Origin of the sequence: Sorangium sp. So ce124, from assembly GCF_051525235.1 — a bacterium.
GTDB classification, from domain to species: Bacteria; Myxococcota_A; Polyangia; order Polyangiales; family Polyangiaceae; genus Sorangium; species Sorangium atrum.
Window position 1 is genome coordinate 7,660,695 of record NZ_CP150312.1, and the last position, 20,277, is coordinate 7,680,971.

Sequence of the window (20,277 nt, forward strand, 5' to 3'; positions counted from 1 at the left end):
CCGCTGCGCTCTACCGGGGAGCGCGCGTGAGGAGCTCTTGCCTGAGCTGCGCGATCTCCTGCCGGAGCGGGCCGATGAAATCGGCGCTCAGGGTGCGGTTCCGCGCCTGCAGCGCGCGCGCTGTGTGCCACTTGCTGAGCGCGAGCCGCGCTCCAGCGCGGATGAAGCTCCGCCCCGTGGCGCCGCGCCAGCCCAGGGTGCACCGGAGCCGGCCGATCGGCGAGCAGACGAGCTCGAGCTCGTCCTGGGTGAGCATGCCGAGCGCGACCTCATCGCGCAGATGATCCCGGATCACCCAGCCCTTGCGGATCACGAGCGCCACGATGATCCCGAAGAACGACGCGACGAAGCACAGCCAGAGCAGGAGCCACGGCATGAAGATGTCCCCCATCGCGCGCCCCAGCGCGGTCGGGAGGAAGTTCCACACCGCGTGAAGCGCGACGCCGAGCAGGTAGCCGCCGATCGGGGCCGTCGCGCGCACCCACGTCCTCGACGACTCCCGGGCGAGCCCGAAGCCGATGCCGGTCATCGACGTGAACAGCGGGTGGAGCCAGGGCGTGAAGACGCCCCGCAGGACGAACGTGCCGGCGAGCACGTCGCTGCCCTGCATCGAGGCGCGCGCGTAATAGAGCACGTTCTCCACCGCGGCGAAGCCGAGCGCGCAGAACGTCGCGTAGATGATGCCGTCGACGATCCCATCGAACTCCCGGCGCAGGAAGTAGAAGAAGCCGAACACGCCGAGCCCCTTGAAGAGCTCCTCTGCGAACGGCGCGCTGACCGATGCGCTGACGAGCTCGCCGGCCGGCTCGCCGAAGTTGCTTGAGACGCCGATGTGGACGCCGGTGTTGATCAGGATCGAGAAGCCGGTCGCCGCGAGCGCGCCCCACAGGAACGCCATCACCAGGCACCACCACGGCTCGGGATCGTACCGATCGATGATCATCGGGACGAACAGGTAGAGGACGAGCGGCGGGAACGCGAAGAGCGCCCCGACGAGCATGGCGCTCAGCATGCTCCCCCCGGACTCGATGACGCCGAGGAGCGTGAAGAGCACGTTGAGGATCGCGCCCGCGATGAGGCCGATGGCCCAAAGCCACAGCCCGGCGATGCGCAGCCGCCGGTCCGGATCGAACCTCCGAACGGCCGCCGGGTAGCCTGCGTTGTGATGCGCGTACGCGTGCCCCTGGTGCCGCTGCGCGTAGCCCTGGGGTGCCTGCGGGTACGCGTGCCCCTCCGGCCCGTGCGCATGCCCCTGCGGCCCCTGCGCATGACCCTGCGGCCCCTGCGCGTACGCGTGCCCGTGCGCATAGCCCTGCGGCCCCTGCGCGTAGGCATGTCCCTGCGGCCCTTGCGCATACCCCTGCGGTCCCTGCGCGTACGCGTGTCCTGGCGGTCCCTGCGGATACGCGTGCCCCTGCCCGTAGCCCTGCGGCCCCTGCGCGTACGCGTGCCCCTGCGGCGCCTGCGCGTACGCGTGCCCCTGCGGCCCGTAGGGCGGTTGCCCCGTGGAGCTCTGACCCGCGCCTTGCGCCGGATACCCCGAAGGGAGCTGCCCACCACCAGGCTGCGCGCGCTCGCTCAACCGCTCCGCCGGCCGGGGTTGTTGCGGCACGCCGGGGGAATCGGGACGATGTCCGGGGGGATTGTTCATGGATCGAGCGCTCTCGCGAAAGCCTCGTGACAGCGGGTGACCGTTCAGCCGAGGCGAATCCCCGCCGCGCGCGTGGAGCCGAAAGCAGCGGTGACGATCCGCGGTGGGCGACGCCAGCCTCGGAGCTGTCGCTCACGCCCGTGGGATCGAAGTATCACGCAATATTTCTACCACGGCAGGGACGCGCCGGGCATATATCCCAGCAGCTTCGCCACGGCGCGCTGCCGGCGAGGAGCGCGGAGGCTGTGACGCTCCGCTTCCACGAGTTTCACGCGCTGTCGGGGTCGGCCGGGTAACGCGGCAGCAGCCTCTCCGCGCCGGGAACGGGGCGGGAGAACGTCAGGGGCGGACGACGCGCGTGCCCGGAGGAGGCGTGAAATCGAACTCGGTCTTCCCGACCGGCTGATTCACGACCGGCGACGAGAAATCGAACCGGTTCCGGTTGCCCTGCGCGTCGAGGATCAGCACGCGGCGGACCTGGTTGGTCTGCCCATCCACGTAGAGGAGCATCTTCTGATACGCAGGGGTCGCCTCCTTCGGCGTGCCCTCGAGGACATAGCCGCCCTCGAACTTCATCTGCGCAGGATCGAGCAGTCGCAGCGAGAAATCCTTCGTGAGCTGCCCCTTGCCCATCAAGAACGCGAGCGCCGCCGGATACTGAGAGCCCTTCACCGGGGTCTCGAACATCTGCTCGTTGTCCTTCTCGTAGACCTTGATCGTGACGCCGTCGGAGACGACCCGGTTTCCGTTCGGCGCGTCGTAGATCCAGCTCATCTTGCCCGGCTTCTCGAAGGTCACCTTGCCGGTGGAGACCTTCTTCACGTCCTGGACCTTGATCGTGTAGGTCTGGGTGAAGCTCGCCTTGAAGGTCTTCGTGGAGTCGTAGAACTGCTGGACGCGCCTGCCGAGCTCTTCGGCGGTGGGACCCGCGGCCTGGGACTCGCCGGCGGTCGCGAGCGTCGCGAGCACGACCGTGAGGGGCGCCGTCAGCCCGATGAGGCACGCGGCGGCGAGGCGGTTGAGTGAGGTTCGCGTCATCCTTCCCGATCTCCTTTGATGTCCAGAGGCGTGTCGCCCCCGCTCGTCGGCGACGGGGGCGCCGGCGATGCACCGCCGGCTCCGTGCCCTGGCGCCGCACCCTCGCTGAAGCCGGGGCGCGCCGCACGATTTTCATGTTGGACGCGGCGCGGGAGCGTCCGATGCAGGCTCCATAGCACACGGGATGTGCGCCCGGACCGCCCCCGCCGGCCCCGAGCCACGCAGTCAACCGAGGCGCCGCGCCTGGCGTCCCCACGTGCAACCAGGGAGCCGCGTCGGCCCGCTCAACCGAGGCGCGCCCGTCGCGGCCGGGCGCGGCGCGGGACGGGCGCGCCCGACGCCGCCAGCGCGGCCGCGAAGCCCGCGGCGCTGAGGTGGGTCATCGCGATGGCCAGCGCGTCGGCCGCGTCCGGCCGCGGGGGGGCGGCGAGGCGCAGGACCGCGGTCATCACCTGCGCGACCTGCGCCTTCTCGGCCGCGCCCCGGCCGACGATCGTCCGCTTCACCAGCGCCGGCGGATACTCCGAGATCGGCACGCCCGCGCGCGCCAGCCGCAGCAGCACGACCCCGCGCGCGTGGCCGAGCTTCGCCGCGCTCTGCGCGTCCTTGGCGAAGAACAGGCTCTCCACCGCGGCCGCGTCGGGCGCGAGCGACGCGATCACCTTGCCGAGCTCGTCGTCGATCTCCACGAGCCGGCCGGCGAACGTCCCGCTCGTGTCGATGTCGATGACGCCGTGCGCGACGTGCTCGATGTGCGTGCCCTGCCGCACGAGCAGGCCCCAGCCGAGGTGGCGCGAGCCGGGATCGATGCCGAGGACCCGCATCGGCTCAGCACGCCCCGTGCGAGGGCGCCACGACGTGGGTCGGGAAGCCCGGCGCGCGCTCGGGCCCCCCGTCTCGCTCGCCACGCTCGGCCGCCTCGAGCGTCCGCCGCGGGAAGATCTTGTGCGGGTTGAGCAGGCCCTTCGGGTCGAACAGCGCCTTGATCTTGCGCTCGATCGCGATGAGCTCCGGCGACTGCTCGAGCGCGAGGAAGTCCGCTTTCGACGTCCCGATGCCGTGCTCGCCGCTCAGCGTGCCGCGCATGCCGATCACCGCGCGGAACAGGCGCGACAGCGCCGTCTCCACCTGGGGGACGAGGTCCGGGTCGTTCCAGAGCAGGTTGACGTGGAGGTTGCCGTCCCCGGCGTGGCCGTACGTCAGCATGCGGACGCCGGTCGCCGCCGAGATCTCCGCGACCTCGTCGAGCAGCGCCGGGATCTTGTCGCGCGGGACCACGACGTCCTCCGAGATCTTGTAGCGCGCCATGGCGCGCGTCGTGGGCGAGAGCTGGCGGCGCGCCTCCCAGAGCCGCTCGCGCTGCGCCTCGTCCTGCGCGACGAGCACGTCGAGCGCCCCGGCATCCATGCAGACCTCCCCCACCCGCTCGGCCTGGACCTCGCAGTCCGCGGGCTCGCCGTCGACCTCGATGATCAGCATCGCGCCCGCGCGCTCGTCGACCCCGACGCCGCGCGCACGGACCGCGTCGAGCGTGGGGCGATCGAGCAGCTCGAGGCAGCGCGGGACGACGCCGGCGGCGACCAGGGCGCTCACCGCGCGCCCGCTGGCGCGCACGTCCGGGAACAGGCAGAGCAGCGTCATGACCGACGGGGGCTTCGCGATGAGCCGGAGCGTCGCCTCCGTCGTGATCGCCAGCGTGCCCTCGCTGCCGACGAGCAGCGCCGTGACGTCGTACCCCGTCACGCCCTTCACCGTGCGCCGGCCGGTGCGGAGGCGCGTGCCATCGATGAGGATCGCGTCGAGCCCGAGCACATACTCGCGCGTGACGCCGTACTTGAAGGCGCGCGGGCCCGCCGCGTTCTCGGCGATGTTGCCGCCGAGCGCGCACATCTTGAGCGAGTTCGGATCGGGCGGGTAGAAGAGCCCCTCGGCCTCGACGGCCGCGTGCAGGTCGGCGAGGATGACGCCCGGCTCCACGACCGCGATCTGCTCCTCACGGCTGATCTCCTTGATGGAGTTCATGCCGATCGTGGCGATGACGATCCCGCCCCCCACCGGCACCGCGCCGCCCGACTTGCCGCTGCCAGCGGCGCGCGGCACGACCGGCACCTCCGCCTCGCTCGCCGCCCGCACCGCCTTCTCGATGTCGGCCGCCGAGGACGCGAGCACGACCGCATCCGGGCTCACCGGCGGCTGATCCGACTCGTCGCCCGCGTAGGCCGCGCACCCGTCGGCCGACGTGATGACCTTCGAGGGGCCGAGCGCGCGCTCGAGGAGCCGGCGCGCCTTGTCGATGGCCGACGCCGACGGGCGGGGGAACGTGGGGTGCTGTCGCATCTCCCCCATTTACCGCGGATCGCGCGGCGATGCTGGGCGGATCCGCGCGGGCGGCCTCAGGGCTGGCCGCGGCCGGGATCTGGTTCGCGGACACGCGCGCTCCGCACGCCGCGCCCTCGGTCTGCCTGCCCGTGGGCGCGCGGACGCGCCGCGCGATCAGAGCAGATCGAGGAAGGCGAGGAGCGCCTCGATCGCGCCGGCGTCCAGCGCGACGAGGCCCTCGCCCGCGGGCGCGCCGTCGTGGAAGAAGGCGCCCGGCACAGCCCCGGCGGCCGCGCCGCGCCGATCGCCGGCGGCGCGACCGCCCGTGTCCTCGAAGCGCGCCCGCTCGAGCACCTCGCGCAGCGTCTTCGCGGAGCCGTTCGTGAAGTAGGGCCGCTTCTTGTAGAGCCGCCGGAGCGACGGCACCCGCGCGCCGTCCTCGTGCACGTACGGGACGACGCCGGTCTTCTCGTACCCGGCCCTCCCCCACACGATCGCGCCCTCGGGCGCGAACACGAGGGCCTCCCAGCGCTCGAACGGCACCGCGGGCCCGGCATCGTCGCTGAAGAGCACCGGCGCGTGGCAGCGAGCGCAGCGGTCCCGGAACACCCGCGCGCCGTCGCGCTCGAGCGGGGTGAAGCTCGTTCGGCCGAGGACGGCGGGGTTCGCGCGATGCGAGAACGCCATGAGGAAGCTCATCAGCGCGCGGCGGAGCGCCTCGGGCGACCGCGCATCGCGCCCGGCGTCGACGAGCCCGAGCTCGGCGAGCCACGGCGCACCTTCGCTCGAGATGGAGAACCAGGGGTCGTGGCCGCTCAGCGCGCCGGCGACGCGGAACTCGTTGTCCGCCACCGCGGTGAGATCCGGATCGAGGGCGCGGGAGAAGTGGGGGCGGTTGTTGAACAGACCGAGCAGCGGCTTGGTCGTGGCGCGCACGTCGCCGCGGCCCGTGTGGTGCGTGCGGCCGTCGACGTAGCCCTCGAAGTGGCACGTCTCGCACGTGAACCTGCTGAGCGGGCCGTCGGCCTTGTTCCACGGGGCCATCAGCGAGGTGAAGAAGAGCGCCTCGCCGATACGGATCTCGTCGGAGCGGGCGTCCTCGCCGTCCCGGACCGGCTGCTTCACGACCGCGCCGTCGCCTGCGTCGAGCAGCCACGCGTCGAGCAACGGGTTCGCGTAGGCGAAGGCGCCCCCGCCGAGCGCGGCCATGGCGGCCACGCCGGGGACGAGCGGGCGGGTGGAGACCTCCGGCGCGCTCCCGAGGCCGGCGTCCGTGGCGCGAAACAGGAGCTCGGCCCTGCGATCGCCGCCATAGCCGGTCGCGATCACGCGCACGCCGCTCGAGCCGGGGATCGCCGAGAGGGCGATCGCCTTCGGGGTGAGCACGCCGAGCTCCGAGACGTTCACGGCCGAGAGCCGCGTCACCTCGGGCCGGGCGCCGGCAGCGACGCGGTAGAGGAAGACGAACGAGTCGATGTATCCGAACGAGCCGCCGGTCCGGTCGAGCGGGTGATCTTCGACCCCGCCAGCCGCGAGCAGGAGCCCGCCCCCGGCGCCGCCCGTCTCGAGGGCGTCGAAGCTCCAGATCGGGCCGTCGTGGCGGACGCGCGCCGCGCCGCCCGGGAGCGGGCGGCCGTCGGCGCCGACCGGGAGCACGACGAGCGTGTGGTCGAGGAGGCAATCGACGATCAGGTGATGCGCGAGGCGCACGACGCGGAACGGCCCAGCGCCGATCGGCTCGTCCCAGCGCTCGACCTCGATGCGTCCGTCCGCGCCGGCGTGACCAGGGCGCAGCGTGACGAGCGTGCCGGCGCGCTCGTCGAGCGCGTAAAGGAGGCCCTCGGGGCCGGCCGCGAGGTCCCGGACGCCGTGGAGGCCCGCGAGCTCGATGCGCCCCGCGGGCTCGAGCGAGGCGCCGCGGACGGCGTAGCGGAAGAGCGAGGGCGACGCCTCGCCGCTCGCGAAGACCTCGCCGCTGGGCACGACCGCGACCCCTGTCGGCGAGGCCGGCGCGGGGGCGCGGGAGAGCTCGCGAAGCGACCCGTCGAGCAGGACGAGCGCGTCGCGGCCACGGAGCGGAGAGAGCAGCGCGGGCGCGCCCGGCGCGGCGGGGCGGCCCAGCGGATCCACGGGGCGGAGCGCGATGGGGTCGGGCCCGAACAGCCGGTCGGAGCTGGGTGCGCGGGAGAAATCGGCCTCCGCTCGGCGCGCCGCCTCGAAGCGCCGCAGCGGCTCGAGCGGGTCCGGATCGGGGGCACCGCCGTGGACCGGCGGCGCAGGGCGGCCATCGCACGCCAGGGCGGTCAGGCCGAGCGAGAGCGTGAGCGCGAGGCGGACCGCGGCCATGCGCCTGCGCCGCGGGGCAGCGGGCCGAGCCGCCGCGCCGATCACCAGCCGCCGGTGCTCGCCGGCTTCGCGGTCTCGGCCGGCGCCGCCTTGTCCGGCTCGGCCTTGGGCGCGGGCTTCGCCGCCTCGGTCGTGGCCGCGGGCTTCGCCTCGGGCGTCGCCTGGGGCTTGCCCTCGCAGCCGAAGAGACACATGGCGCCGAGCGCCACAAGCACTGTCAAGACATTCTTCATGGGACTCCTCCTGAACGAGCGGGGCAAGCGAAGCACATCCGCTGGGCGCTCGAAAGGGGGGCGCGCCGTCCGCTGCCATCGGAGGCGGCGCGACGGCGGCTGCGCGGGGTTGGCTGCGTCGGCGGAGGCGGAGCGGGCGAGCTTGGCCGCCCGCGTGCAAGAACGTGCAGGAGCGTGCGGGAGCTCGCGCGCAGGATCCAGGGCCGGGCGCGAGATCCGGCGCCCGCGCCCTGGGCGGCCTGCTCAGGTCCCGGGAACGATCTTCACCAGGCTGTTGCGATTCGCGACGAAGTATTGCTCGCCGTCGTTGTCCTCGACGATCGCGGTCAGCGCGTTGAAGGTCGGCAGGTTGCCCTGACGCGTGAACGCCGGAGCGTTCGGCGCGTTCGGATCGGGGTTCTTGTTGATGACCGTGATGGGCGACGTCTGCGCCCCGCACTGCATGAGCGCGCCCATTTTCCCTCCGGTGTAGTCGCCGAACAGGTAGACGCCCCGGAGCTGCGGCACCTGGCTGCCCCGGTACACGAATCCGCTGACGACCGACTTGTAGTCGCGGTACGGCCCTGTCGCGCTCTGCCGCCGATCCATGTCGGTGATGGGCGGGGTGTGCGTATCGCCCGCGCGCATGGTGCGCCCCTGGCAGGTATCCGCGTGGGTGCCTTCCCACTTCGGCCAGCCAAAGTTCAGCCCCGAGGTGCCGGCAGGAACGTAGTCGACCTCCTCGTAGCTATCCTGGCCGACATCGCCGATGAAGAGGTCGCCCGTCCCCCGGTCGAAGGTGAAGGTATACGGGTTGCGCAGACCATAGTGCCAGACCCGCGAGGCCGTGCCGTCGAAGGGATTGCCGGCCGCGGCGTACGGCTCCGCGGCATTCGGATCGAGGCGCAGGATCTTGCCGAACAGCGAGGCCGGATCCTGCGACCCGCCAGGCTTGTCGCTGTTGCAGGACCCGCCCCCGTCGCCCGTGCCGACGTAGAGCATGCCGTCGGGCCCGAACACGATATGGCCGCCGTTGTGATTCACCGCGGACGCGTCGAGCCGCAAGATCGTCTTCGCCGAGTTCGCGTCCGCCACGTAAGGATCGCTGGACCGCTTGTACTCGACCACCATGTCACGGTTCATGTTCGTGCCCGTGGTCGCCGTCATCATGATGTAGAACTTGCCGCTCGTCGCGTAGTCGGGCGGGAACGCCATGCTGATGACCCCGCGCTCGTCGTCGAAGGCGCCGGAGCTGAGCTGGATCTGACTGCTCACGTCGAGGAAGACCCCGCTGCGCAGCTGACCGCCGGAGAACACGCGGATCTGCCCCGTCTGCAGCACGAGATACCAGTCGCTCGACCCCTTCGGCTGAGCGGCGTAAACCAGCTTGTCCACGCCGGTGACGACGGGAGCGAGCGCCAGCTTCCCGACGTCGGGCGCCGCGCTGGCATCGCACTCCACCGGGTCGCCGCCGCCGGCGCCGGAGCCGCCCTGTCCGGCGGTGGTCCCGGACGACGACGTGGTGCTGCTGCCACCGCCGGAGCCGGAGCCGGAACCAGAGCCGGAGGCGGCGTCGGAACCAGAGCTGGAGCCGGCGCCTGCGCCGGAGCTGGAGGCGGAGCCAGCGCCGGCCCCCGTCCCCGTCTGCGTACCGGAGGAACCCTGGTTCCCTCCGCTCGTCGCGGAATCGCCAGAGCCGGTCGCCCCGTCGTCGCTGCACGCACCGGCGCCCAGCGCGAGACACGCGCCGCCACCCAGCGCGAAGGTCATCCACAAAGCCAAGGTTGAACGCTGTTTCGTCATGGGACGCATTCTATACATGACAAGCGCCGTGGCGCACTCATGAACTACTGCCGGACGAAAGAACAGGACATCGGAGCCCGGGTGAGCAGGTGACGGATCATGCCTGCAGAACGTCAACACCCGCTCGCCTGGCCGGCCGACGGCGTGCGTTTGCTCGATGCGAGCTCGGCGACGCCGGCCGGGCTCCTCTCTCCATGGCCTGTGGGCTCAAGGGCCTTCGACAGGCCTGCTCGCCCGGTCGCCGCCGCAATGGGGCAATGGGAGAACAGCGCCACTCGACCGGCGTCGAGCAGCATTGCCCACATTTTGATCAGCCGTTCAGATGAAATGCACCTGGCGCACGCCGGCGTGGGCCTTTGATGCGCTGCTCACTCGCCGAGGTGGATATTTGAAACAGAGCGGTACGTGCGAGTCCCCGAGGTCCGCTCGGGGCCGGGGCTATATTCCCGTCCAGGACCCTTCTGATCATCGCCTGCGACGGATCATCGCTCGCCACACCCTCGCCACCGGAGCGCGCTGGCCGGCGCGCAGCGTCACCAGCAAGCCAGCCGCGCCGCGCCATAGCGCTACGGCGCCTGGCTCGGCGCGCCGGACGAGCCCCGGCGGAGAGACGTGCTCTGTTTCACGCGTGCGCCGCAAACGATGCCGGCCGACTCGGCATCATCGATCCAGCTCGCCGCACGGCGCCACGTCGGAGAGGCGATCCGTGTCAATCGAGGCGCCGCGTCGAACGCCGGTATCTCCGGGCGCCCTCGCTCACTCCGGCTCTCCGCTGTCATCGGTGCCAATCGGCTCACCCGGCTCGATGCCGGACGTCGTGGGGCATCCCGCGAGCGCCGCCGCTGCGACGACGCCCCCTCCTGCTCCAGGGCGCTCCGCTCAGAGAGTGCCCGCGATCCAGACGCTGCCGGGGCCCAGGCCGACGCGCGCGCTCCAGGGTGCGTCGGCCGTCGGCCCGCGGCCGCGCACGGACGCCGCCGCGGCATCAGGCGCAGACGGCGCGGTGATCCAGAGGATCGCCCCGCCCACGGCGAGGGCCGCCCCTGCGATGAACACGGCCGTCCCGATGTTGCCCTTCGCGACCGCGTCGTCGCGCAGATCGAGGCCCGTCTGATCGACGCAGCGGCCCGCCTCGTCGCAATGGCCGCCGTCGGTGGCCTTGTCGAACGTCGATTTCGCCATGAAGCCGAGCGCCGTGCCGACGCCGAGCCCGACCACGCCGAGCCCGACCCCCACGATGCCGAGCGGCTTGCGGACGCTCCCCCCCTCCGCCGAGGGCGGGTCGCTCGCCGGCGGATGGACCGGGGGCGGCGACGCGACCGCCGGCGTCGGCGCGCCGATCGCTCCCGAGGCGGAGGCCGGCTCCGTGGCGCGCTCGAGCGCCGGCACCGTGACGCTCACCACGCCCGGCTTGTCGATCGTGACCTTCGCCTCCCAGGGCTCATGCCCAGGCGCGGCCGCGGCGATCCGATGCTCACCCGGGTCGAGCGGCACCGCCGTCCCCCAGAGCGCCCTGCCCACGGCGACCCCGTCCCGCGTGAGGCCCAGCCCCGCAATCGCCGCCGCCGGCGGGACCACGATCTGCAGGCGGGAGAGCCGCGGCTCGAGCGCGGCGGCCCGGGCGCGCGCCACCCGCTCCCGCTCCGTCTGCCCGGCCGAGAGCGAGGCGGCCGCGACGTCGCGGAAGCCGATCCACGCCGTCGCGATCTTGCCGGTGCGCTCGTAGCAGTCGGAGAGGTTGAAGAGGGTGCCGATGCCCGGGTCGATCGCATGGCTCTCGGCGAACTTCGGACAGGCCTCGGCGTGCTTCCCTGCGGCCATCAGCGCGCGGCCCTCGTCGAACAGCGCGACCGCAGCAGCGCGCTCCTCCCGGGTCGGCTCGGCGGCGCGCGCGGCCGGCGCGAGCGAGGCGAGCGCAGCGAGCGCCGACAGGAGCGCTGCCGCTCGACGGCGACCGGCCCCGGCCAGCGGCGCGCGGGAGACCTCCGCAGAGCTGCCGGACTCCGGACAGAGGCTCGAGAGACGACGATGGCAAAGCAAGACGGCACCTCTCCTGGGCTCACGGAATGTCATCGCGGATCGGAAAAGAGGTCTTGCGGCGCAGTCGATGTGGGGCGGGTCGGCGGCGGCGTCCGCCCCGACGACCGCGCGCCCTTCGACGATGCCATCGGCCGCGGCGCCGCAGACCCGCTCTCGGTCGGCCGCGCGGTCGCGAGCTCGGACACGGGCGCTTCAGGCGGCGGCGCAGGGCCGCCGTCGAGGAGCTCGGCCGCCTTGCCCGCAGCGAGATCTGCCGCGGGCACCGCCGCGTCGCGCGAGGGTGCCTCCGGCGCCAGGGGCGCCTCCGGCGCCAGCGAGGACGCCGACGCGGCATGCGGCGCCCCACCCGACGCGGGGGCGCGGAGCGCGAACCACGCGAGCCACGCGAGCCCCGCGGCGCCCACGAGCGCCGCCGCGAGGGCCGCCGCGATCCCGAGGGCGCGCGCCCCGCCGCCCTGGCGCGACGAGGCGCGCGTGCCGCCCCAGGAGCGATCCGTGGCCGCGCCGTCCGAGAGGAGCGCCGTGGGCGCGCCATCCCACGCGGAGCCGGCCGCCACGCCCTTCCCATCCGAGTCGCTGGACGAGGGCGTCGCGGGCCCGGGCGACGTGGAGGTCGAGCGCCGGGGCGGCCCGGGCGCGCGGCCCGCCTCGGCGCTCGCGTCGAGGCGGATCTGCAGCACGCGCGCGGCGCGGTCAGCCAGGTGCTGCGCGTGCGGCGGCGCGAACCGGGCGAGCTCGGCAGCGAGCTCGGCGATGTTGCCGAAGCGATCGGCAGGGCTCTTCTGGAGGCAGCGCTGGACCACCCAGCCCAGGCGCTCGGGCACGTCGGACCGCTGCGCGTCGAGCCGCGGCGGTCCCTCCAGGATGCGGTCGTAGATGGCCATCGCGGAGTCGCCCCGGAAGGGGACGGCGCCCGTGAGCAGCTGATAGAGCATGGCGCCCATCGACCAGACGTCGGCCCGCACGTCGACGCTCTTCGAGGAGACCATCTGCTCGGGCGCCATGTAGAACGGCGAGCCCAGCATCGCCGAGCTCTCGGTCATGTCGTGCGCCTTGGGCGCGGCCGCCTCCGCCGCGAGGGCCATCTTGGAGATGCCGAAGTCGATGACCTTGATGAGCGGGCTGCCGTCGGCCCGCTGGGTCAGGAACAGGTTGGCCGGCTTCAGGTCCCGATGGATGATGCCGAGCGCGTGCGCCTCCGCGAGCGCGTCGCACGCCTGGAGCAGGTAGTCGCAGGCGAGCGCGACCGGGAGCGGCCCGCGGTCGCGCAGGACGGCCTTCAGATCGGTCCCCTCGAGGTACTCCATGACGAGGTAAGGCTCGCCGCGCGCGAGCGTGCCGACGTCGTACACGCGCGTCACGTGCTCGCTGCGGATGCGCGCCGCGACCTGCCCCTCGCGCAGGAAGCGGGCGACGAGGTCCGCGCGCTCGCGGGCCTCGGGCCGCAGGAACTTGATGGCCACCCGCTCGCCGAGCAGGAGATGGCGGGCGGCGACGACAACGCCCATCCCGCCTTCACCGAGGACGCGCTCGACCTCGTATTTCTCCGCGAGGACGTCCCCCACGCTCACCGGTACGACCATGCACGCCCTCGCTCTGCCCCTCCGCTAGTATCAAACCAGCGCGTGCGCGACAACGCGAGCTTTCCCGGAAATCGGCGAGGAGCAAGGGAAGCCGCCGCGCCGCCATTATCCACCCGAGGTCGCGCGTGTCGCGCGCGCGCATCGCAGGTTCGCCAGCGGCGCGCTCTGCTTGTATATGCATGACGCAATTTCACCATGATCACCGAGCCGACCGATCCGTTCGTCCTCGCGCGCGAGCTCCTCGAGCAGCGGCAAACCACCGAACCGACCGACGCGACCGCCATGACGCTGGCCACGGCGGACGCGTCCGGGCGCCCCTCGGCGCGGATGGTGCTGCTGAAGGGCATCGACGATCGCGGGTTCGTGTTCTTCACCAACTACGAGAGCCGCAAGTCGATGGATCTCGCGGCGAACCCGTTCGCCGCGCTGTGCATCCACTGGGCGAAGGCCGCCGAGCAGATCCGCGTCGAGGGGCGCATCGAGCGGGTCAGCGACGCGGAGTCGGACGCCTACTTCGAGACCCGCGCGCGGGGCAGCCAGATCGGCGCGTGGGCGTCCCGGCAAAGCGCGCCGCTGCCCTCGCGCGAGGCGCTCCTCGATCGGGTGCGCGAGATCGAGCTCCGCTTCGAGGGCCGGCCAGTGCCTCGGCCGGAGTTCTGGGGCGGCTACCGGGTGGTGCCGGAGCGCGTCGAGTTCTGGTACGGCCAGGAGAACCGCCTGCACGATCGCGTGGTGTACGTCCGCCACGGCGACGGCTGGCGCGTCGAGCGGCTCTACCCCTGAGCGCGGCGCCGCGAGGAGGGAGCCCTCGCGGCCGCGCGTCCGGATCCCGACGGGGCCTCCTGCGCGGGGGCCATGCCCGCACCGCCACGGCGGAGCGGCGCTACGTCCCGGCGTCGCGGAGGCGGCTCGCCTTGCGCTCCCTGAGCCGCTCGATCACCGCGACGAGCCTCGGGTCGTCGCGGCGCCGGACGTCGAGCCGCATGCCCTTCAGCGCGTTGCACCGGCCGCACGCGAGCGCCAGGTTGTCGAGCGCGTCCGTCCCGCCGTGCGCGCGCGGGACGATGTGCTCGATCGTCGCGCGCTGGATCGGCTCGCCGTCGAGGCCGACGACCACGTGCGACAGGCAATGGATGCACTTGCCCACCCACGCCGCCTGACCCCGGATCTCGGTGCGCTCGAACGTCGCGTCGGTCGCCACGATATCGAGGATGAGCCGCCGCCGCGCCGCCTTCACGGCGCTCGATCGTAGTCCCACGGCGCGGCGCCCGCACGCGGTTCGCGAAGGGCCTGGAGGTGGGCTATGGAGCCCGGGAGCCGGCGCGCGCCCGCGGCGGCAAGCCGCCGGGGCGCGATCGTCGATCACGCGCGCTCCGTCACGCTCCGTGACCCGCGCGGGGGAGAAGCCATGAAGTCGAAGACCGATTATTTCTACTTCGAGACGAAGGCCAGGCGCGAGCTCATCAACGTCACCGAGCGCGTCGCGGCCGTCGTCGCCGCCAGCGGCATCCGGGAAGGCATGGTCCTCGTGAGCGCCATGCACATCACCGCCGGCGTGTTCGTGAACGACCACGAGCCGGGCCTCTGGGAGGACATCTGGGCGTGGCTCCAGCAGCTCGCCCCCGAGGGGCCCGACTACAAGCACCACAGGACCGGCGAGGACAACGGCGACGCCCACCTCAAATCGATCCTCGTGCACCACCAGGTGATCGTGCCCATCACCGCGGGGAAGCTCGATCTCGGGCCCTGGCAGCAGATCTTCTACGCGGAGTTCGACGGCGGCCGGCGCAAGCGCGTCGTCGTGAAGGCGATGGGGGAGTGACGGCGCCGGCCGACGCGCGGGCTCCGCGGGCGACAACGTCGAGGGGGCTCGCCTCCCTGGCCGCCAGCGTGCGCGGCCTAACCGCCCGCGTGCGCGGCGGGCGGCGGCGCGTGGGGCCTCGCGGCGCCGTACTCCCTCGCGCCGCGCTGCATGAGCGAGGCGATCGCGCCGAGCGCGTCGGTCCAGGCCTTCTGGTGCGCCGGGGACCAGTCCGCGGCCGCGACCTCGGCCATCGCGGAGCTCAACGCGTCGGCGACCCAGGGGTACATCGCGTCCGTGACGCCGTAGTCGACGTGCTTTGCCCCCATCGCCATGAGCTTCTCCTCGAGCCACGACGCGTCCTCCAGGCGGTCGATGACAGCGGCGAGCGCCTCCGTGAGCATCTTCTCCTGCTGCTCCTGGCTATTGCGCCCGAAGAGCGGCTTCACCTGCGGATACCGAGAGAACAGGATCCCGTAGAAACGGTGCGTGAGGTTGGGCTCCCTCTCGATCACGAGCTCGAAGCTCTCCCGCAGCAAGCCAACGTTCAATCCCATGACAAACCTCCAGGCCGGGCGCTGCGCCCGTGCTAGCCATCGTCGGCGGTCGATTCGCCCGTCGGCGCGCGCTGGCCGAACGCGCTCGCACGGGCTGTGCCAGGGGCGTTTCTCCGCGGATCGCGTCGATCTCGCCGGCTCGGCGCGCCCGTCGACAAGCGGCGGTTTCCCATGGGAAACCCGGCCGGCTGCCGAGAGCGGCCGCTCCGGCGGCGCCCACCCGCGCGCCGGCCCGCCGCGCGCCTTGCTCCGCTGCACCTCACGGTGTTTCCTGCCGGAGTCTCCGACAGGAAACCTCCGTCGCACCCGTCTCCTCGAGGAACCCGCGTGACCCTGCTCGACGCCGTGCTCAGCCTGTCGGAAGCGCCCGCCCGCGACGAGGCGCTGCAGCGGATCCTGCGCGCGCTCGCGCGGGTGACGGCGGCGGACGCGCTCTCGGTGCTCACGGCGGCGGAGGACGGCTCGGTCGGTGTCGCCGCCCAGATCGGGCTGTCGCCGGCCGCCCTGGGGATGAGCTTCCGGCCCGCCGAGCACCCGCGGCTCCGCAGGGCGACGCAGGCGGTCGGGCCGATCCGGTTCCTCGACCCGAGCGAGCCTGATCCCTACAGCGGCTGGCTGCTCGGCAGTCACGGAGAGATCCATCCGATCCACGCCTGCATGGCCGTGCCGCTGCACGTGCAGGGCCGCCTCGCCGGGCTGCTGACGCTGGACGCCTGCGATCCCCACGGCCTCCGCGGCCTGCACGACGACGACGCGCGCGTGTTCGCGGGGCTCTGCGCCGGCGCGCTGCGGCTCGACGCCGGCGCCGGGCTGCTTGACGCCCGCCCGGAGGCGCGCCGCGCGCTCGGCCCGGCGTCAAGGGGCCCGGCGCCGGCGAGCCGATCGGCCGCGATGCAGCGGATCGAGCGCGAGATCGCGGTGCTCGCCCCGCTGTCGGTGCCGGTGCTCGTCACGGGCGAGACGGGCGTGGGGAAGGAGCTCGTCGCCCGCGCGCTGCACGAGCGATCGCCCCGGGCGAGCCGGGCGCTCGTGATCGTCAACTGCGCGGCGATCCCCGCGCAGCTGGTCGAATCGGAGCTCTTCGGCCACAGGAGAGGCGCGTTCACCGGCGCCACGACCGCGCGCGCCGGCAGGTTCGAGGCGGCGCACGGCGGGACGATCTTCCTCGACGAGATCGGCGAGCTCCCGCTCTCGGCGCAGGCGCAGCTCCTGCGCGCGCTGCAGGAGGGGGAGATCCAGCCCGTGGGCGAGGACCGGGCGCGCCGCGTCGACGCGCGGGTCGTCGCGGCCACGAACCGCGATCTCCGGCGAGAGGTCGCCGAGGGGCGCTTTCGCGCCGATCTGTTCCATCGGCTCTGGGTCTACCCGATCTGCGTGCCGCCCCTGCGCGAGCGGCGCGAGGACATCCCCGCCCTCTGCGAGCGCTTCGCCGCCGAGCTCGCGGCCGAGCTCGGCGCGGGGCGGGTGGACTTCACCGAGCCGGCGCTGAGCGCGCTCGCGCAGGGAGCGTGGCCGGGCAACGTCCGCGAGCTGAAGAACGCCGTGGAGCGCGCCGTGCTTCGCCGGACGATCTCGGAGGGCAAGAGCGCAGCCGGCAGGGCGATCGTCGTGCGGCGCGAGGATGTCGACGCGATCGATGGCGACGCGCCGGAGCGCTCGCCCGCCCCGCGGATCGAGCTCCCCGGGGAGCGGCTGCGGCTCGCGGACGCGCTGCAAGGGCTGCCCGTGGAGCCGCTGGCAGAGGCGCTGGAGAGGGCCCGCCGCGAGGCGTTCGCCCGAGCGTTCCGGGCAGCAGGCGGCAACGCGGCGACGGCCGGGCGGCTGCTCGGGCTGAGCCGATCGTTCGCCTACAAGGAGGCGGTGCGCCTCGGGCTCATCCCTCCTGCCGGGCCACGCAAGCGCTGAGGAGCCCGAGCGAGACGCCGTGCTCTCGAAGGGCGGAGCGGAGCACCTCGGCGGAGGACGACGCTCAGCGCGCCGGCTCGGGGGTGCCGATCCCTTCGAGCGGCACGCGCGCGAGCGCCGTGTAGCGCGCCCCCTTCGGGGTCAGCTCGCTCTGGTAGACGATGATCTCCTCGATCCGCGTCTCGCCGAAGTCGACGCTGCCGACCGCCTGAGCGCAGGCGTCGAGCGCCGGATCGCCGCGCGGATCGCGCGAGCGGGCGAGGGTGAGGTGCGGCTCGAACGGCCGGTCCTCCGGCACGTAGCCCGTCGACATCGAGAGCGTCTGCTCCAGGTCGCGGTGGATCGCGGTGAGGGCGCCGACCGCGCCGCCCACGCCGAGCCAGAGCACGCGGGGGCGGCGCCGCGTTCCGAACGCGCCGCCCTTCTCGATGCGCAACGTGAGCGGCCTGTGGAATGCGGCGACGCTCCCGGCGGCAGCGATGACGAGCGGCAGGCGCTCCTCTCCGATCTCGCCCATGAAGGCGAGCGTGATATGCAGCCCAGCAGGCTCCACCCACTTGGCGGACGGAGCCCGTGGCGAGATTTCCCGCAGGAGATCTCCGACCTTGGCGAGGAGCTCGGCTCCCGGATCAACGGCGACGAAGACGCGCACAGCTCACCTACGCTCACCCACGCTCAATTACCACCCACAGACTTCACCCTTGTTCTGCTCCTTGAGCCACCTCCGGAGCGGCTCGAAGTACTCCAGCATCGCGCCCGGATCGGCGGCGGTCTCCCCCGTCACCGCCTGCATCGCCTCCTGCCACGGGCGGCTCGCGCCGAGCGAGAGCATGGCGCGCAGCTTCTCGCCCGCCGCCGCGCTGCCGTAGATCGAGCACGTGTGGAGCGGCCCCGTGTGCCCGGCCGCCTTGCACAGCGCGCGGTGGAACTGGAACTGGTAGATATGCGCGAGGAAGTAGCGCATGTACGAGACGCCCGCCGCGACGTGGAACTTCGCCCCCGGGTCGAAATCGGCCTCGCTGCGCTGCACCGGCGGCGCGACGCCCTGGTACTTCAGCCGCAGCGCCCACCACGCCGCGTTGTAGTCGGCCGGCTTCGTCCTGCCCGAGAAGACATCCCACCGCCACTGGTCGATGAGCTTGCCGAACGGGAGGAACGCGATCTTGTCGAGCGCCTTCTTGAAGAGGAAGTTGATGACCCCCTTCTCGTCCTGGGACACCCTGTCGAGCAGCCCCAGCGACCTCAGGTAGCTCGGCGTCACGGAGAGGGCCAGCGTGTCCCCGATCCCCTCGTGGAAGCCTTCGTTGGCGCCCGACTGGAAGAGGATCGGGAGCTTGTAGTACTGGTGGAAGTAATAGACGTGCCCGAGCTCGTGGTGGATCGTGATGAGATCCTCCTCGCTCGGCTCGATGCACATCTTGAGGCGGAGATCGTCCCGGTCGCCCACGTCCCAGGCGTTCGCGTGGCAGACGACCTCGCGGTCGGCCGGCTTCCTGAGCAGCGATCGCTCCCAGAAGGTCGCCGGCAGCGGGTCGAACCCGAGCGAGGTGAAGAACCGCTCGCCGAGCGAGACCATCTTCTTCTCGTCGAGCTTCTTCGCCTTGATCTTCCGCGTCACGTCGAGCGAGGGCTGGCCCTTGTACGGTTCCATGAGCGCGTAGACGTTCGACCACTCCTGCGCCCACATGTTGCCGAGGAGGTGCGCCGGGATCGGGGCCTTCTCGCCGATCCTGTCCTTGCCGTAGATCGCGCGCAGCCTGGCGCGCACGTAGCAGTGCAGCTCGTCGTAGAGCGGCTTCACCTTGCCCCAGAGCCGCTCGGTCTCGGCCTCGAACGCGTCGGGGGGCATGTCGTAGCCGGCTCGCCAGAGCGCGCCGACGTCCGGGAGGCCGAGCTCCGTGGCCCCCTTGTTGCCGAGGGCGACGTAGCGCTCGAACTTCGGCCGGAGCGGCGGGGCGATCGCATGCCAGCCCGCCCACGCGTCGAGCAGCTCGTCCCAGTCGCGGCTGGTCTTCAGGATGCTGGAGAGCTCGTCGAGCGCGAGGCACTTCGGCTCGGCCCCGGCGCCCGCGGGCGCAGCCCCCCGGGCTGCGGTCGTCGACCGCCCTGGCCTGGCCTTCGGGCAGTGCTTGCCCTTGCCGTACAGGCTCGTCATCTCGACCGAGAGCGCGGCGAGCTCGGCGCGCTCCGCCGGGTCGCTCGGAGCCGGAAGGGAGGTCGAGAGCTTGAGGAGCGCCAGCTGGCGGGAGACATCCGCGGGCAACGCGAGCCCGTCGAAGCGCGCCGCCGCCTTGATCGTGCGGCTCAGGTACTCCATGCTCGCCTCCTCGGCAGAGGCGGCGAGCGCGTCGGTGTCGTCCGTGAGGTAGGTCTGGTTCACCCAGGACGCGCGCGCGGACTGGATCCGCAGCCTGCGCAGCTCCCGGTCGACGGCGGCCACGAAGGCCTGCGCCTCGGCCGGGCCGGGCGGCGCCGCCTGCTGGGGGGCGGCCTCCGGCCGGGCCCCCGCGGGCGCCGGGGTCGCGGGCGCCTCCTCACCTTGGCGCGGCGGCGCTGGCGCCGTCGTCGGCGAAGCGGCGCCGCTGCACGCCGCGCCCAGCCCGAGCGCGACGAGCATCAGCGGACGCGCGATGGCCGTCCGGGCGAGGGCAAAGCGGACCACGGGCCCTTCATACACGCCGGACCGTGCCGAGGGAACCAGGAGCGACGTGCGATCGTCGGGGCGCGGCCCCGCCGCGCCGCCCCTCGGGATCCACCCGCCCCTCGGGATTCACCCGCACCGTCCGCTGTTCACCTGCACCACCCGCCCGTCGCACGGCTCGGCGCGACCAGGACGAACCACCCCGCGGTGACGGCTGCCATGCGGCGGTGAACTGCCGTTACAATGCGCACCCACCATGAGGAATGCCCTCGCGCCCAGGCCCACGATCTCGGCGGTCCTCGGCCTCGCCGCCGCCGCCCGCCCGGCGCCCCGCTCGCCCGCAGGACGGGCGAGCGGCCGCCGCCCGACGGCCCGATGCAG

General features: G+C 72.8%; 16 protein-coding genes. 3 read left to right on the forward strand and 13 right to left on the reverse strand.

From position 1 onward, the window contains the following. Nucleotides 1-10: 10 nt before the first annotated feature. The 9 genes from WMF19_RS28710 to WMF19_RS28750 form a co-directional block, all read right to left on the reverse strand. Entirely contained in the window at nucleotides 11-1,612 is a 1,602-nt protein-coding gene (locus WMF19_RS28710) for a PrsW family glutamic-type intramembrane protease (RefSeq protein ID WP_437893265.1), read from the reverse strand. A gap of 378 nt (nucleotides 1,613-1,990) precedes the next feature. Next, nucleotides 1,991-2,689: a LolA family protein gene (locus tag WMF19_RS28715; RefSeq protein WP_012237707.1), complete on the reverse strand. Its 699-nt coding sequence runs from the start codon at nucleotides 2,687-2,689 to the stop codon at nucleotides 1,991-1,993. Nucleotides 2,690-2,973: 284 nt separating this feature from the next. Beyond that, the gene (gene ruvC, locus WMF19_RS28720; RefSeq protein WP_437893266.1) at nucleotides 2,974-3,513 is read right to left on the reverse strand and encodes a crossover junction endodeoxyribonuclease RuvC; all 540 of its coding nucleotides are present in this window, start codon (nucleotides 3,511-3,513) and stop codon (nucleotides 2,974-2,976) included. Nucleotides 3,514-3,517: 4 nt separating this feature from the next. Then, a complete protein-coding gene (locus WMF19_RS28725) occupies nucleotides 3,518-5,026 on the reverse strand; it encodes an FAD-binding oxidoreductase (protein WP_437893267.1) in 1,509 nt (502 codons plus the stop codon). 156 nt (nucleotides 5,027-5,182) lie between these two features. After that, entirely contained in the window at nucleotides 5,183-7,354 is a 2,172-nt protein-coding gene (locus tag WMF19_RS28730; protein ID WP_437893268.1) for a hypothetical protein, read from the reverse strand. Nucleotides 7,355-7,395: 41 nt separating this feature from the next. Further along, the gene (locus WMF19_RS28735; protein ID WP_272093998.1) at nucleotides 7,396-7,587 is read right to left on the reverse strand and encodes a hypothetical protein; all 192 of its coding nucleotides are present in this window, start codon (nucleotides 7,585-7,587) and stop codon (nucleotides 7,396-7,398) included. 243 nt (nucleotides 7,588-7,830) lie between these two features. Beyond that, nucleotides 7,831-9,369: a PQQ-dependent sugar dehydrogenase gene (locus WMF19_RS28740; protein WP_437893269.1), complete on the reverse strand. Its 1,539-nt coding sequence runs from the start codon at nucleotides 9,367-9,369 to the stop codon at nucleotides 7,831-7,833. Between the two features lie 879 nt (nucleotides 9,370-10,248). Beyond that, nucleotides 10,249-11,409, reverse strand: a complete 1,161-nt coding sequence (locus tag WMF19_RS28745; protein WP_437893270.1) for a hypothetical protein — start codon at nucleotides 11,407-11,409, stop codon at nucleotides 10,249-10,251. Nucleotides 11,410-11,438: 29 nt separating this feature from the next. After that, the gene (locus tag WMF19_RS28750) at nucleotides 11,439-12,992 is read right to left on the reverse strand and encodes a serine/threonine-protein kinase (protein WP_437893271.1); all 1,554 of its coding nucleotides are present in this window, start codon (nucleotides 12,990-12,992) and stop codon (nucleotides 11,439-11,441) included. A gap of 195 nt (nucleotides 12,993-13,187) precedes the next feature. Between WMF19_RS28750 and pdxH the strand changes: the two genes are divergently transcribed. Next, nucleotides 13,188-13,775, forward strand: coding sequence for a pyridoxamine 5'-phosphate oxidase (pdxH, locus tag WMF19_RS28755; RefSeq protein WP_437893272.1), 588 nt, complete (start codon nucleotides 13,188-13,190; stop codon nucleotides 13,773-13,775). Nucleotides 13,776-13,875: 100 nt separating this feature from the next. Here the strand turns inward: pdxH and WMF19_RS28760 are convergent, their stop codons facing one another. After that, the gene (locus WMF19_RS28760) at nucleotides 13,876-14,229 is read right to left on the reverse strand and encodes an HNH endonuclease (protein WP_437893273.1); all 354 of its coding nucleotides are present in this window, start codon (nucleotides 14,227-14,229) and stop codon (nucleotides 13,876-13,878) included. Between the two features lie 171 nt (nucleotides 14,230-14,400). On the opposite strand from WMF19_RS28760, the gene WMF19_RS28765 reads away from it, so the two are divergent. After that, complete coding sequence (locus WMF19_RS28765) at nucleotides 14,401-14,814, forward strand: secondary thiamine-phosphate synthase enzyme YjbQ (RefSeq protein WP_437893274.1); 414 nt, start codon at nucleotides 14,401-14,403, stop codon at nucleotides 14,812-14,814. Between the two features lie 77 nt (nucleotides 14,815-14,891). On the opposite strand, the gene WMF19_RS28770 is transcribed toward WMF19_RS28765, so the two are convergent. After that, nucleotides 14,892-15,350 (reverse strand): globin domain-containing protein, encoded by a 459-nt coding sequence (locus WMF19_RS28770; protein WP_437893275.1) that lies wholly within the window; start codon nucleotides 15,348-15,350, stop codon nucleotides 14,892-14,894. Nucleotides 15,351-15,677: 327 nt separating this feature from the next. Between WMF19_RS28770 and norR the strand changes: the two genes are divergently transcribed. After that, nucleotides 15,678-17,255 carry a nitric oxide reductase transcriptional regulator NorR gene (gene norR, locus WMF19_RS28775; RefSeq protein ID WP_437893276.1) on the forward strand — a complete coding sequence of 526 codons (1,578 nt, stop codon included), beginning with the start codon at nucleotides 15,678-15,680 and terminating at the stop codon, nucleotides 17,253-17,255. 64 nt (nucleotides 17,256-17,319) lie between these two features. On the opposite strand, the gene thpR is transcribed toward norR, so the two are convergent. Continuing rightward, entirely contained in the window at nucleotides 17,320-17,907 is a 588-nt protein-coding gene (gene thpR / locus WMF19_RS28780) for an RNA 2',3'-cyclic phosphodiesterase (protein WP_012237718.1), read from the reverse strand. A 27-nt stretch (nucleotides 17,908-17,934) separates the two neighbouring features. Further along, complete coding sequence (locus WMF19_RS28785) at nucleotides 17,935-19,872, reverse strand: M2 family metallopeptidase (RefSeq protein ID WP_437901691.1); 1,938 nt, start codon at nucleotides 19,870-19,872, stop codon at nucleotides 17,935-17,937. Nucleotides 19,873-20,277: the final 405 nt, after the last annotated feature.

Excerpts from the sequence above, each read along its gene's own strand:
- WMF19_RS28725 (WP_437893267.1), bottom strand. The coding sequence starts at position 5,026 with ATGCGACAGCACCCCACGTTCCCCCGCCCGTCGGCGTCGGCCATCGAC.
- WMF19_RS28740 (WP_437893269.1), bottom strand. The coding sequence starts at position 9,369 with ATGACGAAACAGCGTTCAACCTTGGCTTTGTGGATGACCTTCGCGCTG.
- WMF19_RS28730 (WP_437893268.1), bottom strand. The coding sequence starts at position 7,354 with ATGGCCGCGGTCCGCCTCGCGCTCACGCTCTCGCTCGGCCTGACCGCC.
- ruvC (WP_437893266.1), bottom strand. The coding sequence starts at position 3,513 with ATGCGGGTCCTCGGCATCGATCCCGGCTCGCGCCACCTCGGCTGGGGC.
- WMF19_RS28735 (WP_272093998.1), bottom strand. The coding sequence starts at position 7,587 with ATGAAGAATGTCTTGACAGTGCTTGTGGCGCTCGGCGCCATGTGTCTC.
- pdxH (WP_437893272.1), top strand. The coding sequence starts at position 13,188 with ATGATCACCGAGCCGACCGATCCGTTCGTCCTCGCGCGCGAGCTCCTC.
- WMF19_RS28715 (WP_012237707.1), bottom strand. The coding sequence starts at position 2,689 with ATGACGCGAACCTCACTCAACCGCCTCGCCGCCGCGTGCCTCATCGGG.
- WMF19_RS28785 (WP_437901691.1), bottom strand. The coding sequence starts at position 19,872 with ATGCTCGTCGCGCTCGGGCTGGGCGCGGCGTGCAGCGGCGCCGCTTCG.
- WMF19_RS28765 (WP_437893274.1), top strand. The coding sequence starts at position 14,401 with ATGAAGTCGAAGACCGATTATTTCTACTTCGAGACGAAGGCCAGGCGC.
- WMF19_RS28750 (WP_437893271.1), bottom strand. The coding sequence starts at position 12,992 with ATGGTCGTACCGGTGAGCGTGGGGGACGTCCTCGCGGAGAAATACGAG.
- WMF19_RS28770 (WP_437893275.1), bottom strand. The coding sequence starts at position 15,350 with ATGGGATTGAACGTTGGCTTGCTGCGGGAGAGCTTCGAGCTCGTGATC.